16 protein-coding genes are annotated in these 14,375 nt (G+C 39.6%); 9 read left to right on the top strand and 7 right to left on the bottom strand.

Going from position 1 to position 14,375, the window contains the following annotated elements; all coding sequences use genetic code 11:
- The first annotated feature begins 5 nt into the window (after nt 1–5).
- Entirely contained in the window at nt 6–878 is an 873-nt protein-coding gene (locus tag MHB39_RS13505; protein ID WP_342544107.1) for a DMT family transporter, read from the top strand.
- A gap of 19 nt (nt 879–897) precedes the next feature.
- Here the strand turns inward: MHB39_RS13505 and MHB39_RS13500 are convergent, their stop codons facing one another.
- Nucleotides 898–1,584, bottom strand: a complete 687-nt coding sequence (locus MHB39_RS13500; RefSeq protein WP_016991658.1) for a helix-turn-helix domain-containing protein — start codon at nt 1,582–1,584, stop codon at nt 898–900.
- 89 nt (nt 1,585–1,673) lie between these two features.
- On the opposite strand from MHB39_RS13500, the gene MHB39_RS13495 reads away from it, so the two are divergent.
- From MHB39_RS13495 to MHB39_RS13480, 4 genes are all read left to right on the top strand, one after another.
- Nucleotides 1,674–1,982: an antibiotic biosynthesis monooxygenase gene (locus MHB39_RS13495; RefSeq protein WP_312124713.1), complete on the top strand. Its 309-nt coding sequence runs from the start codon at nt 1,674–1,676 to the stop codon at nt 1,980–1,982.
- A gap of 21 nt (nt 1,983–2,003) precedes the next feature.
- Nucleotides 2,004–2,834 (top strand): CbrC family protein, encoded by an 831-nt coding sequence (locus tag MHB39_RS13490; RefSeq protein WP_342544104.1) that lies wholly within the window; start codon nt 2,004–2,006, stop codon nt 2,832–2,834.
- Between the two features lie 23 nt (nt 2,835–2,857).
- On the top strand, nt 2,858–3,967 hold the full coding sequence (locus MHB39_RS13485; protein ID WP_342544102.1) for a PA2928 family protein: 1,110 nt from the start codon (nt 2,858–2,860) through the stop codon (nt 3,965–3,967).
- A gap of 93 nt (nt 3,968–4,060) precedes the next feature.
- Nucleotides 4,061–4,351 (top strand): hypothetical protein, encoded by a 291-nt coding sequence (locus tag MHB39_RS13480; protein WP_016991654.1) that lies wholly within the window; start codon nt 4,061–4,063, stop codon nt 4,349–4,351.
- Nucleotides 4,352–4,397: 46 nt separating this feature from the next.
- Here MHB39_RS13480 and MHB39_RS13475 read toward each other — a convergent pair whose 3' ends face one another.
- Genes MHB39_RS13475 through fdhF form a run of 3 tightly spaced genes read right to left on the bottom strand, consistent with a single transcriptional unit; the run spans nt 4,398 to nt 8,874 of the window.
- Entirely contained in the window at nt 4,398–5,441 is a 1,044-nt protein-coding gene (locus MHB39_RS13475; protein ID WP_333003917.1) for an Mrp/NBP35 family ATP-binding protein, read from the bottom strand.
- Nucleotides 5,442–5,453: 12 nt separating this feature from the next.
- Complete coding sequence (locus tag MHB39_RS13470) at nt 5,454–5,933, bottom strand: DUF1641 domain-containing protein (protein WP_016991653.1); 480 nt, start codon at nt 5,931–5,933, stop codon at nt 5,454–5,456.
- A 4-nt stretch (nt 5,934–5,937) separates the two neighbouring features.
- Nucleotides 5,938–8,874: a formate dehydrogenase subunit alpha gene (gene fdhF / locus MHB39_RS13465; RefSeq protein WP_083225381.1), complete on the bottom strand. Its 2,937-nt coding sequence runs from the start codon at nt 8,872–8,874 to the stop codon at nt 5,938–5,940.
- A gap of 572 nt (nt 8,875–9,446) precedes the next feature.
- On the opposite strand from fdhF, the gene MHB39_RS13460 reads away from it, so the two are divergent.
- The 3 genes from MHB39_RS13460 to moaA are packed head-to-tail and all read left to right on the top strand — an operon-like array spanning nt 9,447 to nt 11,639.
- Nucleotides 9,447–9,794 carry a DUF2294 domain-containing protein gene (locus MHB39_RS13460; RefSeq protein WP_004230595.1) on the top strand — a complete coding sequence of 116 codons (348 nt, stop codon included), beginning with the start codon at nt 9,447–9,449 and terminating at the stop codon, nt 9,792–9,794.
- A gap of 12 nt (nt 9,795–9,806) precedes the next feature.
- The gene (gene fdhD, locus MHB39_RS13455; RefSeq protein WP_036077271.1) at nt 9,807–10,622 is read left to right on the top strand and encodes a formate dehydrogenase accessory sulfurtransferase FdhD; all 816 of its coding nucleotides are present in this window, start codon (nt 9,807–9,809) and stop codon (nt 10,620–10,622) included.
- Complete coding sequence (gene moaA / locus MHB39_RS13450; RefSeq protein ID WP_312124721.1) at nt 10,623–11,639, top strand: GTP 3',8-cyclase MoaA; 1,017 nt, start codon at nt 10,623–10,625, stop codon at nt 11,637–11,639.
- A 51-nt stretch (nt 11,640–11,690) separates the two neighbouring features.
- Here the strand turns inward: moaA and moaC are convergent, their stop codons facing one another.
- From moaC to MHB39_RS13435, 3 genes are read right to left on the bottom strand one after another with little or no spacing between them, the layout of a single operon-like run.
- Complete coding sequence (gene moaC / locus MHB39_RS13445) at nt 11,691–12,173, bottom strand: cyclic pyranopterin monophosphate synthase MoaC (RefSeq protein WP_016991651.1); 483 nt, start codon at nt 12,171–12,173, stop codon at nt 11,691–11,693.
- On the bottom strand, nt 12,166–12,756 hold the full coding sequence (locus tag MHB39_RS13440; RefSeq protein ID WP_342544098.1) for a molybdenum cofactor guanylyltransferase: 591 nt from the start codon (nt 12,754–12,756) through the stop codon (nt 12,166–12,168). Before MHB39_RS13440 ends, moaC begins: the two co-directional genes overlap by 8 nt.
- On the bottom strand, nt 12,753–13,247 hold the full coding sequence (locus MHB39_RS13435; protein WP_036077264.1) for a molybdenum cofactor biosynthesis protein B: 495 nt from the start codon (nt 13,245–13,247) through the stop codon (nt 12,753–12,755). The genes MHB39_RS13440 and MHB39_RS13435 overlap by 4 nt, the downstream gene beginning before the upstream one ends.
- Nucleotides 13,248–13,354: 107 nt before the next feature.
- On the opposite strand from MHB39_RS13435, the gene MHB39_RS13430 reads away from it, so the two are divergent.
- The gene (locus tag MHB39_RS13430; RefSeq protein WP_342544097.1) at nt 13,355–14,371 is read left to right on the top strand and encodes a thiazole biosynthesis adenylyltransferase ThiF; all 1,017 of its coding nucleotides are present in this window, start codon (nt 13,355–13,357) and stop codon (nt 14,369–14,371) included.
- Nucleotides 14,372–14,375: the final 4 nt, after the last annotated feature.

The raw sequence follows: 14,375 nt of genomic DNA, 5'->3' as shown, positions 1-14,375 counted from the left end.
AGAATATGAAAAACTATCAATTTATTGCTTTATTAGTAGTAACGACCTTTTTAATGGGTTCATCATTTGCCATTGTTAAATTAGGCTTACCGTATGCCTCTCCTTTATTATTGGCTGCACTTCGTTTTATATTGGCTGGTATCATCATGGCTATCGTTGTTATCATCTTGAAGAGACCTCATCCTATTACGAGGAAGGAGTGGTTCAAGTTATGCATGATCGGGCTCTTTCAAACGGCAGGTGTGATGGGGTGTATTTTTTTAAGTCTACGCACTATCATGGCAAGTGAGTCTTCTATTTTAACATTTACAAACCCATTATTAGTTGTAATTTTTGCCACCATTTTTATGAAAGTACGCTATCGTTTCTATCAATGGATAGGGGTTTTATTTGGCTTAATCGGCGTGATCAACACAATGGGGGCACAAGTTGAATTGAAAGTAGGTATCCTTTTTGGCTTGCTATCAGCTGTTTTTTGGGCTACTGCCACACTATTAGTGAAAAAATGGGGCGTGTTATTCGATACGTGGGTTTTATCTGCTTATCAGATGCTATTTGGTGGCTTACTCTTATTACTAGGAAGCGCATTGTTAGAACAGCCATTTTTTATTGTGAATCCACAATCGTTATTGATTCTGTTGTGGCTTAGTATTTTTTCCTCCATCATTCAATTTGCAGGGTGGTATTATCTTCTGCAAAATAGTGATCCAGGAAAAACAAGTGCCTATTTATTTTTAGCTCCTTTTTTTGGCGTATTAACAGGCTGGGTGTTATTGGATGAACCGTTAAAACCATCACTAATGGTTGGCGGCTTACTCATCATCATGGGCATTTATTTAGTAAACCGTACTTTTAGTGAAGAAAGGGCTAGGAGATAACTCCGTGCCCTTTCCTCTTTTATAAATCCAAATGAAAGACCTCTTTAAAGCCTAATTTTCCTTTCTCCGTCACTTTAATGGCGCGAATAGAGGGAACTCGTAATAGCCAACCAAGGTTGAAAAATTGATTTAATAGCTCGCAGCCTAGTGCACCAGCTAAATGATAACGCCGTTCACTCCAATCTAAACAGGCATGGGAAAAGGAGCGCCGTTTTCTCTTTAAAGCAGTTAAATCGATTCCGAATGTCGTAAAAAATAATGTGCCCTCATCTGTCAGGACAAATTGTTTACCCTCCAATGTAAGATAGCCTGCCTTCAGCATCGATTCCGTTAATTGGACACCCAATTTACCAGCAAGGTGATCGTAGCAAGTTCTAGCATCCTGTAATAACTTGATTTGGCTCGATTGCTTTAATGAACGTACTTCAGGTGGTGGAGAGATGGCTAGGAATGATTCTAAAAATTGAGCAATGTCCTCACCAGCCAATTGAAAATAACGATGACGGCCCTGTTTTTCAACTTTTATCAGCTTTCCTTCTACTAATTTAGCAAGATGAAAGCTAGCAGTTTGCGGTTTAATGGCAGCCATATAAGCTAGTTCACTAGCCGTATGAAAACGACCGTCCATCATACTAGCAAGTATGGTTGCCCTTGACGTTTCACCAAGAAGTGCTGCTATTTCTGCCATGTTTGGATTAATTCCCATTCTGTCACAATCCTTTCAGTTTCCTATATTTAGATTTTAGTCAAAGTCATTATGGTTTACAATAAAAGTAATAGAGGGAGGAGAAATAAATGGAAACATATTATGCAGTGATTTTTACATCGCAAAGAACTGAGCAAGATGGGGATGGCTATGGCAAGATGGCTGACCTAATCGATGCCTTAGCACAGCACCAGCCTGGTTTCATTCGTGTTGAAAGTGTTAGAAACGAGGAAGGAAAGGGCATAACGGTGTCTTATTGGGAATCACTAGAGGCTATCCAAGCATGGAAAGACAATGCCAAGCATTTAACAGCACAACAATTGGGTAAAGACAAATGGTACACAAACTATAAAGTGGAAATCTGCCAAATGATAAAGGATTATTCATTTGCCAAATAGCAAGAAGGAGGCCTATTTTTTATGAAGATTGTGGAAGAATGGCACGAACTAAGACAAAAATTTAATCCTTCCAATCCGATAACCATTAATCAAATGCATATTTTTAAAGATCAATTAAAGCAGGTTCAACAAACAGAAGAAACAGTAAGAATTTTAGTAGAGGTTTACTGTTTACTTAGAATGTATCCTGAGGCATATCAGTTATTTACTGTCATTATGAATAAAGACGATAAAAAGGATCGGAAAAAATATGGCGTTCTCCAGACCTACATAGATCAACCAAATGCGGTGAATCCTCTGCTGCCAAGAAAAATTAGAGACCATCATCAGCTTAAAACGAAAATTCCAACGTTTAAATATCTACCAAACCCTCTAGAGGCTGAAATTTTTGAAACAGATGAAATCGTTGTATGTGATTGTTGCGAGCAAGAAGTGGATGTCTATTATACTGGTGGTATTTATGCAATTGAGGAAGTAGATTATCTTTGTCCTTCCTGCATCCATAGTGGGGAAGCGGCTCAAAAATATGATGGTTCTTTCCAGCAAGACTTAATGGATGATGACCAGGTTACGAACCCCACATTTGCCGAGGAAGTGCTCTTTCGGACGCCTGGCTATGTAAGCTGGCAGGGCAATAATTGGGTGGCACATTGCTCCGACTATTGTGCGTTTATCGGCTATGTTGGTTGGCCTGATTTAGTAGAGCGAGGAATTGAGGATCAATTTGATAATTATACCGGCTTTTCAAAAGAAGAACTTTCTGCATCCTTAATGAACAAAGGTCATCATCAAGGCTATTTATTTCAATGCTTGGAATGTGACCGTTATGTGCTTTATTCAGATTTTAGTTAATCGTTGTTTAAGGGGGTAGGGAAGTGGAACAATTTCTACAACGATATATCGATTCATGGCGTTTAAATGGTTGGTTTATCCACGATATTTTTTTCTGCATCGTGCTAGGTATAGGACTTCTACTAGTTTTGTTTATCATCATGAAACGTAAACGACTCGTTACTTCTAGCATTTTGCTCATTGCTTTTTTATTGGTCAGTAATCTATTAATGATTGTTTTTGGCTTAGCGGGGAGAGGCTTTCCCATCAAATCCGATTCGCCGATTTATACAGATGATTCACAAAGCATTGCTGTTCAAATGGTGCAAGGCTCAGAAAATAATGGGACATCGAATGGGATTACGCATTTAATTGCACATCATCTCCTAGTAGCTGTGAATTTACAAACAGGTGAAAAGCAATGGACAAAATCAGCTTCCTATAAAGAAACACTGCTTGGGGAATTTATGGGGGGTGTTCTTGTCCATCATCGTGATGATGAGTTTGGTCAATTATCCTTGGTAGATATGGAAACAGGCAAAGAACTACTTTCTAAAAAAGATTTTCGAACGCAACATCCGTCATTAATAGCGATATTGAGCAATAATGCACATCAAATGGCTGTCCTAGAGAACCATTTATATTTGGAAGGGGTTGATGGCAAATTCTATCGCTTTGATGGTAAAACATTAAGTGAGGATGCGAAGGCTCCAGATTACCTATCTGCCCGTTTTTTCATCGAGACAGAGTTGCCGGGCTATTTTGCTACACATCCACAGCCTGTAGAGGATTATCAGACCATTCGCGATTTTAGTCAAGCTGTCCTAACCGAGCCAGCCATTCAAGCCTATGAAAATTTACAACCAAAAGTGGTGGATGTAGATATCATAGAAAAAACGGCTCTTGTTTCATATCGACAAACACAGCGAGAAAGTGCTGAACACATGTTATTGCTCTATGATATGAACAAACATCAGGTATTGTGGGAACGCAATATTGGCATCATTAATTCCCAACAACAACAGCCCACTGTTCGGACATTAGAGAATAGCTACGTCATTCAAGCTGGTGATAGATTACTGGTATTGGACAAAAAAATGAATAAGAGGTCTGTTCACTATCATCTACGTTGGAATCGTCCTATTGATGAGTGAAATCTATTGGAAAAATCGTTCTTTTTTTGATTCGCCAAAAAAGGAGTATAATTTAATAGGAAGAAACTCTGATTAAAAGGACGGCGTGCAAATATGGATGAGCAATTAATGGATTGGATTATACGCTTTCAAAGGGATAAGGATATTGAAGCACCGGCCCATTTAAAAGACTATTGTTATGAGATGATCGAACCGTTGATTGAAGAATTTACGATGAAGTATGGCGAAGAAGCAGGCGAGTTATTACGTCTAAAGTGGGATAAACGATTTTATTTTATATTTACAAAATATCAAGTGAATGTAGGGCTACCCCTCGAGACATTTGTAAAAAATACGTATCGTTTTTATTTCATGCAGGTGTTACAAAAAGCTGGTTATAAGTGATCGAAAAAACCCTTGATTTGCGTAAAAACAAATCAAGGGCTTTCTATTATTTATAGAGTAGATCTTCTGCTAAATGAGTAAACACTTCACCGATTATCGACTCTTCATCATAGACCGAGGAACCTGTATTTTCCTCAGGTTGAGCAAAAGGAATTTGAGCGATTACATCTGTCTGTAATAAATCTGCTAATTGTTCGGCTCCACCTTGTCCAAATAGATAGTTTTTTTGACCGTCAGCACTTTCAAAATAGGCCATGTTTTCAACAACACCAAGAATCCTGTGTTTCGTATGTTGCGCCATCAAGCCTGCACGAGATGCAACATGAGAAGCGGCAAGATGCGGTGTTGTCACGATGATTTCTTGGGCTTGTGGAATCATTGCAGCCATATCAATCGCAACATCTCCTGTACCAGGTGGTAAATCGATGAGGAGGTAATCTAAATCTCCCCATAGCGTGTTGACAAGGAAATTGCGAATCCACTTATTGAGCATAGGACCACGCCACATAACAGGCTGGTTGTCATTTGTAAAAAAGCCCATCGACATTATTTTTACGCTGTTACGTTCTACTGGAATCGCCGTTTGATCAAGCATGGTAGGCTTTTGATCAATCTTCATCATGGCAGGGATACTGAAACCATAAATATCAGCATCTAAAATACCTACACGTTTGCCAAGACGAGCAAGTGCAACCGCTAAATTAATGGTCACCGTAGACTTTCCAACACCGCCTTTACCACTTGTAATGGCAATGAATTGAACACCAGAATTAGGCAGTAGCATGTTTGGCATTCCTTGTTCAGTTACATTTTTTGCTTGTAGTGAGGCTGTTAATGTGCGTCGCTCCTGATCTGTCATAGCTCCAAAGCTAATGGTAGTGGAGGCACCAAGCGCTTGTAATGCCTCCTCCACATCTTGCTGTATTTTTGCCTTTAACGGACATCCAGGTATGGTCAAAATAATATCCAGTGCTATATGGTTGTCATGTATTTGGATGTTTCGCACCATATTCAAATCTACAATACTCTGATGAAGTTCAGGATCATTCACCTGTTTCAATGCGTTTACAACATTTTCTTTTGTTAACATTTAGGAACCACCTTATTCTTTTAAGCCTTTGCCGAGTCCCTTTAAGAAATGAACCCCAAAATTGAGCGCACGATTGACATCTGGATCATTTAACATTTTCATGAGCTTAAAGGCACTAACTTTTTCATTCGATTCAAGTGCTTTGCTTGCTTCATCTACGCCTGTATTTAAGCCTTCAATGAGCTTAGTCGTTGTTTCAGGATTGAGCTCCGTCAATGCTCCCGCAACACCCATTATATTGTTAATGATATTGGTTACAGGCTTACGTGTTAATTGTCCTAGTGCAATATGGGCTACTTCCTCTTTGGCTTCAAGTAGCTTCATTGCTGCTTCTAGTGCACCGATTTCATTTAATTCAGCCATAATACTAAACACCTGATTGACAGCTTCTTCATTTTCAGAAAGCAATTCTTTTAGATTGTCTAATTTTTGTTCCTTTAGTTGTTCTTCCGTTAATTGTTGTTTTTTAATGCCTGTAATGGGTACAGCCATGCTCTCACTCTCTTTCGTTTATGGTTGTTAAGTGAACGTAGCCAGGACGATTCCATTTTCGTTGTACCTCAACACCATTTTGAGGATGACGCTTTTTATAGCGTGGGTTTGTGCGAGGAAGTGGTGATTTACCTTTAGCTTTTAGCACTTCTACTCGTACTTTTGTTTGTTTATAAGCTGGTGTTGACGTATTCACATCTGCTGCAGGGCCAGTTAGGAAGTTGATGGCTGAATCTTTGCTAACAGAGTTCATTGGTAAGAATAATTCGTTTCCTTGTACGCGATCTGTAACAAGAGCATTTAGCTTCAAGGCACCATATGGAGACACTAAACGAAGTAGGGCTCCATCTGCAATGCCTCGTTCTTTCGCCAATTCTGGTGATACTTCAACGAAAATTTCAGGTACTTTCGATTGAATACCTTTCGATTTATTTGTTAGATTTCCTTCATGGAAGTGTTCAAGCATACGGCCATTATTAATATGACAATCGTATTGTGCTTCAAACTCAACAGGCTGCACCCAATCATTTAAAGCAAAACGAGCTTTCTTATCAGGGAAGTTAAAGCCATCTTCATATAATAATGGTGTATCTTTACCATCATGGCTACCCCAACAGAAGCTTCCCCAGCCTTCAAGAACATCATAGTTGGCTTGTGAGAAGAGGGGAGACAGGCTCGCCATTTCATCAAAAATGTCGCTTGGGTGATCATAATGCCAATCTGCCCCTAAACGACGAGCAACCGCTTGCAATATTTCCCAATCTGCTTTCGACTCACCAAGTGTTGGTAATACTTGATACAGGCGTTGAACACGACGTTCCGTATTCGTAAATGTACCTTCTTTTTCAAGCGAAGGCGCAGCAGGTAAAATCACATCTGCATATTGTGCTGTGCGTGATAGGAAACAATCTTGGACAACGAAAAAGTCAAGCTGTGAAAGCACCTCATCTACATGGTTGGCATTACAGTCAACAAGTGCCATATCTTCGCCCACTAAATACATCGCTTTCATTTTTCCTTCCATGATCGCATCTAACATTTGCATATTATTTCGACCAGGCTGTGGTTGAATAGGGACACCATAGGCTTTTTCGAATTTTGCACGTGCCTCGTCATCTGTGACTCTTTGATAGCCTGGCAATAGATTTGGAAGTGTCCCCATATCGCAGGCACCTTGCACATTGTTATGGCCGCGGAGTGGGTAGGCACCAGCACCTGGACGACGATAGTTTCCAGTTGCTAAAAGTAAATTTGAAATCGCTGCGGATGTATAGGAGCCACCAGTATTTTGTGTTACACCCATGCCCCAAAGAACACATGTACCATCTGCATCACGAATCATTTCAGCTACTTCGATCAATGTTTCCTTACTAATACCAGTCATTTCTTGTGCATAATCAAGTGTATAGGTTGCAAGTACTTGTTTAAAATCATCATAATGAAGGACGTTTTCTTGAATAAACGCTTCATCATGCCAACCTTGTTCAATGATATATTTGGTAACAGCCATTAACCAAACTTGGTCAGTACCTTGCTTTGGACGCATAAAGATGTCGGAACGCTCTGCCATTTCATGCTTACGAATATCAGCAACAATTAATTTCTGACCATGTAATTTATGTGCACGTTTCACACGTGTTGCTAAAACAGGATGTCCCTCAGCTGGATTAGCCCCAACAATAATGACAAGTCCAGCCTTAGCAATATCTTTGATCGTACCAGCATCTCCTCCCATGCCAACTGTACGTAATAAACCATCAGTTGCAGGAGATTGGCAATAACGAGAACAATTATCGACATCGTTTGTGCCAAATAATTGACGGGCCATTTTTTGAATTAAGTAATTCTCTTCATTTGTAATTTTAGAAGAGGAGATAAAGCCAACAGAACCTGGACCATATTGTTGTTGAATGCCGCCTAGTTTTGTTGCAATTAAATCAAGTGCTTCATCCCACGATGATTCCACAAACTCATTATTTTTACGAATGAGTGGTTTTGTAATACGTTCCTCAGAATTGATAAAATCCCAGCCGAATTTCCCTTTGACACATGTAGAAATCGCATTTACTGGACCATCGGAAGGCTGTACTTTTAAAATTTTACGACCCTTTGTCCAAACTTCGAACGAGCAGCCTACACCACAGAAAGTACATACTGTTTTTGTTTTTTTGGTGCGCTTACTACGCATGGCTGCTTCCACTTCAGAAACGGCAAAAATACCGCTATAGCCTGGTTCAACTTCCTTAATCAAGCTGATCATCGGATCTAACATATCCTGTTTGAGGCCAGTCATAAATCCAGCCTCTCCAAGCATGGATTTTTCCATTAAGGCATTACATGGACATACGGTTACGCATTGACCACAACTTACACAGGAAGAATCATTGATAGCAACGCCTGTATCCCAAATGACACGTGGTCTTTCTGCTTCCCAATCAAGGGATAATGTTTCATTTACCTGTAGATTTTGACAAACCTCTACGCACTGACCACAAGCGATACATTGGTTAGGATCGTATCGATAAAACGGATGCGACATGTCCACTTCATGAGGTTCCACTTTTGGTTGATAGGGATATTTTTGATGCTCGATTTCCATCATTTCGGCTGTGTTGTGTAATGCACAATTGCCATTGTTGTTATCACAAACTGTACAATACAGTAAATGATTTTCGAGTAGACGGTCCATCGCTTCTGTTTGTGCCGCTTTTGCTTTGTCAGACGTTAGGAATACATTCATGCCGTCTACTGCCTTTGTAGAGCAGGAACGAACTAATTGGCCATTCACTTCCACGATACATGTATCACATGTTTCAATTGGGTCAACAGCGGGCACATGACAAATCTGTGGATGCGGAATGTCATGTTGATTAATGGTATCAAGGATTGTAGCTCCTTCTTTTACTTCATACGGTACGCCATTAATATTAATTTGAGTCAAGGTAACTTCCTCCTTTTGCACTTTGAGACGAAACGGCTAACATGGTACAGCTTAAGACAAAAGGGAATAACAAATCGAGTTGGTGATTGTTGAAAAGATTGTCTTGTTATCATTGTAATTCCCAATGGTTCTTGAAGCTACCTCAAAATAGGTAAATTGCTAGATCATAACATGTTATCCATGTCTCGGTTTTGAAAAAATAAAAAAATCCACCATGAAATCACATGTCCTAGACATGCTAATAATTCATGGTGGATAAAATTCTTAGCAGGTCTTGCTAAAAACTCAATCTACTTTTATTTTTTAATAACAATAGAATTCAACTATTAAAAACAGTATGCAACATCGTAACATAGAGTTCAAAATAAATTAATTCCATTTGATATGCATATTATAGCCCTTTCCTTCAAAATGAACAATATTTATCATAAAATTTATTAAATGAGAATTATTATCAAAAAGTATTTTCTCTTTTATTTTTTTAAAAGTTGCTATATCATTAACAAACTGTAAGGGTGGCCTACATAACCATTTGCCTAAAAAAGTTTAATTATGATGGGAGAATCGTTGCTATGTCTAAAAAAATCCATGAATTTAATGACATGATTCGAAAGTTAAGAAAGGAAGTATTCGGTAAAGGTCCAGAACGTATTCATACCGTTTTTGTCGAGAATATGGCTGTATCTACCTTATACGGAAATATCACTCCGACAGAAAAATTTATTGCCAGTACACCAGAAGGGCTAAAAATGGTGCATGCTGCAAGGACGAGTATGATTCAAGATTTATATAGACAATCGCCACCAGAGGGTATGGAAGAACTGATGGGCAGCAAATTACTTCACTTATTTTCAGATATTAAAATTGAAGAGGATTTTGCGATTTCCGTCTTTGTTTTTGAAAAGCATATCAGTGAATAAAGGGGATGCCTTATGGATCGAGCAATGACAAGAAAAATTGTGCGTGTTGAAGGACAACAAGTGACAGAAATGGATGATTTAATTGTTTCAGAATACGCTGTGACCGTAAAAATTAATCAGCAAGAATTTGTCACGATGGTATGTACACCAGAGTATGTGGAAGATATGGTGATTGGCTACTTAGCTTCTGAACGAGTGATTCGTAGTTTTGAGGATATTGAGGAAATTTGGCACCAAGAGAAAGAGGGTTTTGTGCATATTAAAACAAAGCATATTAATCCTTATTACCAACAGACGCAAAACAAGCGCTATATTACGTCTTGCTGTGGGATGAGTCGACAAGGGTTTGTGTTTACGAATGATGCATTAGTAGCGAAAAAAATGGATCAAGTCGATGTGCAAATAACGACAGGGGATTGCTTCCGTTTAATGCATGCGATGCAGGAGAGTGCCGATATTTTTAAGAAAACAGGTGGCGTGCATAATGCTGCACTATGTGATGTAAATGGCATCGTCCTAAGTCGCATGGATATTGGGCGTCATAATGCTTTGGATAAAATTTACGGCTTTTGCCTACGCAACAACATCCGTATGGAAGATAAAATTATCGTCTTTAGCGGACGAATATCATCGGAGATTTTACTAAAGGTTTCCAAAATAGGCTGTGCCATCGTGCTATCTAAATCAGCACCAACCGAATTAGCATTGCAATTAGCAGAGCAGCTTGGTATTACGACGGTTGGTTTTATTCGGCAACAGACATTGAATATTTATACACACCCACAACGCATCCTATTACCAGCTAATGAATTGAAAGAAGGAGATTAAATGACGAATCTACAAGACCAATTACACAGACCGTTAAGAGATTTAAGAATATCCGTGACAGATCGTTGTAATTTTCGCTGTCGCTATTGTATGCCAGCAGAAGTATTTGGTCCAGATTACGCATTTTTACCGTCTGATAAAATATTAAGTTTTGATGAAATTGAACGATTAGTAAAAATCTTTGTTTCATTGGGCGTGAAAAAAATACGGATTACAGGTGGGGAACCCTTACTACGTCGTGATTTACCCGAATTAATTGCCCGTATTCACCGCATAAAAGGGGTAGAAGATATTGCTTTAACAACCAATGGCTCGCTATTAAAAAAATACGCACAGCCATTGGCACAGGCAGGCTTAGCCCGAGTTTCTGTTAGTTTAGATTCACTTGATGATGAGCGATTTTTCGAGATGAATGGTCATAGAGGCAAGGTATTGCCAGTGTTAGAGGGAATTGAAAAAGCTGCAGAAGCGGGCTTACAAGTAAAAATTAATATGGTTGTTCAAAAAGGGAAAAACGAACAAGATATTGTTACCATGGCGCAGTTTTTTAAAGAAAAGCAACATATTCTACGCTTTATTGAATATATGGATGTAGGGAATTCGAACGGCTGGCGCTTGGATGATGTGGTGTCCAAAAAAGAGATCATTGAGCAAATCCATCAGTTTACGCCGTTACAACCAGTAGCGCCCAATTATAAAGGAGAAGTGGCAACGCGTTATCAGTATCAAGATGCTCAAGGTGAGATTGGTGTAATTTCATCTGTAACGGATTCATTCTGCTCCAATTGCTCACGTGCTCGCCTCTCTGCAGAAGGGTCATTATACACTTGTTTATTTGCAACAGAAGGCACGGATTTAAGGGAATTGTTACGTTCAGGGCAAGATGATGCTGCCATCATCAAGTGCATTACGAACGTTTGGGAAACAAGAAATGATCGTTATTCAGATGAACGCAATGAACAAACGATGGCAAAAAGAAAAACTTCAAAAATTGAAATGTCTCATATTGGGGGGTAGCGAGTAAAAAAACAGAAAAAAATCGGCACAATAATGCCGAATTTTTTCTGTTTATTTGTGCACAAAAGTGCCACTTTTCCCACCCGTTTTTTCAACAAGATAAGTTTCTTTGATGACCATCGTCTTATCAACGGCTTTGCACATATCATAAAAAGTTAGTGCAGCGACAGACACAGCAGTGAGCGCTTCCATTTCAACACCCGTTTTTCCACTGCATTTAACAGTGGCTTGAATATGGAGCTCATAGCCATTCTCTGCTTTTTCATAGTCAAACTGGAAATCCGTGCCCTGTAGCATGATGGGATGGCACATGGGAATGATATCAGCTGTTTTTTTAGCGCCCATAATCCCTGCAATTTGCGCAACTTGCGTCGGATCACCTTTTTTAATGCCACCTTGTTGGATGGCTTCATAGACCGCATCAGATAAAAGAATCGTACTGCGCGCAATGGCTGTACGTGTCGTGCTTTCTTTTGCGGAGATATCGACCATTTTAGGGCGACCTTCTTCGTTCCAGTGTGTAAAATTATTCATTATTAAACTCCTTTTTACTTGTTTGTGACCAGTCTTGTTGTGCATTGATATTGATAAATGTTGAGCTATCGTCATCAAAAGGGACATAACAGACACGAAGTTGCTCTAACAGCACTTTCATACTCCGTTTGTTTTGTGCCGTTAGCTGTGTTGCCTTTGGTAAAGCAGTACGTCGATATAATGCAGCTAATGGCTGATCGCGTAGCCCTTGCGTCGGAACAATGGCATCATAAGTGTCATTAATCAGCCCTAACATTTTTTGGATAAATTCTGCATTCATATAAGGCATATCGCTTGCTACGACAAAAAACCATTCCACATCAGGATAGGCTGTCATGATATGATGCAAAGCAAAAAGAGGGCCTTGATGTGGCTGCTTTTCAATGACCCATTGGACATTTTCCTGTCCAAACTGATGTTGTAAGTGCGCATTTGTAGCGATAATAAGAGGATCTAGCTGATTTTTTTGCAGGGCTATGAGACTATGTTTATATAATGGCTGTCCAGCAAACATCTCAAACATTTTTGGCTGACCATAGCGAGAGGATTGACCACCAGCTAACACAATACCAGCAATTTTCATAAGCGCTTCAGCTCTCCGACAAAATGTTGGACAGTAGGTACTATGAGCTTCGACATAGCCAAAGTCACCGCATTTGTGGAGCCTGGTAAAACATAAATGGCTGTTTGCTGAAGACTTCCAGCGGTGGCACGACTAAACATCGCCTTTGGACCAATTTCTTCATAGCTGAGCATTCGAAATAATTCACCAAACCCCATCATTTCTTTTTCAAACAGAGGCAGAATGGTGTCATAGGTTTGGTCTCTTGGTGTAAATCCTGTTCCACCCGTAACGATAATGGTATTAATTGTTGGATCGCTGCACCAATTTTTAACATGACGAGCGATATCGAGCGGTTCATCCTTTGTTAGTTGGTAGTCTACAACTTCAAATGCAGCTTCCTGTAGAAAGGACTGAATACGCTGACCAGCATGATCATCTGTCTTTGTGCGTGTATCACTGACCGTTAAAATGGCAACTTGAATTGGTTGCTGCTGATGTGTTGGATGCACAGTAAGACCTCCTTCAAATGCGTTTTTGCTAAAAAACATTGCTTTTATTATAATGCTATAAATGAAAAGGTCAAACGAAAATTCATAGAAAGAAAGGCCTCATACGTATGCAAAATAGATATTCTAGACAACAATTATTTCATCCTATCGGACAAACAGGGCAACAATCCCTCCAACAAAAACACGTCCTTATCATAGGTGCGGGGGCATTGGGGAGTGCTAGTGCAGAAGCGCTTGTGCGAGCGGGTATTGGCAGGCTGACCCTCATTGATCGTGATTATGTAGAGTGGAGTAATTTACAAAGACAGCAATTATATACAGAGCTAGACGCACAAGAAAAAATGCCCAAAGTTATCGCAGCTAAAAAGCGCCTCCAACAAATAAACACAGAGGTAGAAATTCATGTCGGCATTATGGATGCTTGCACAGAGACTTTGCTACCATTACTAGAAGATGTAGATGTGATGGTCGATGCGACCGATAATTTTGATGTTCGCTTTGTCATGAATGACCTTGCCCAAAAGTATCGTATTCCTTGGGTGTACGGCTCTTGTGTTGGTAGTTATGGTGCGACCTACACGGTTGTGCCAGGCAAAACGCCCTGTTTGCATTGCTTATTAAAGGTGATGCCCCATACAGCGATGACTTGTGATACCGTTGGCATTATTAGTCCAGCAGTTCAAATTGTTGCAGCTTATCAAGTGGCAGAGGTCCTTAAATTGCTTGTTGGAGATGACAAAGCCTTACGAAAAAGCTACTTAACGTTTGATGTTTGGCAAAATCAACACTATGAAATCAATGTGGAGAAAATAAGGCAGTCTGATTGTCCATCTTGTGGTGATCAGCCGACCTATCCTTATCTCTCCTATGAAAATCAAACGAAATTACAGATCCTTTGTGGCCGAGACGCGGTACAAATTCGACCACCAAAGCCCATTTACTATTCGCTTGATCAGCTGGCAAATCAGCTCCGTTCCTACGGAGAAGTCCAGGTTAATCCTTATTTGCTATCTTGCCAAGTGGACGATTACCGAATCGTTATTTTCCAAGATGGGCGAGTTGTAATACATGGTATACAAGATATTCAGAAAGCCAAAAGCATTTATTATCGTTTATTAGGTTAAGGGA

Origin of the sequence: Lysinibacillus sp. FSL K6-4013, assembly GCF_038630435.1 — a bacterium.
GTDB classification, from domain to species: Bacteria; Bacillota; Bacilli; order Bacillales_A; family Planococcaceae; genus Lysinibacillus; species Lysinibacillus boronitolerans.
Note: the sequence above shows the minus strand (reverse complement) of the source record. Positions and strands in the feature narration are given on the sequence as shown.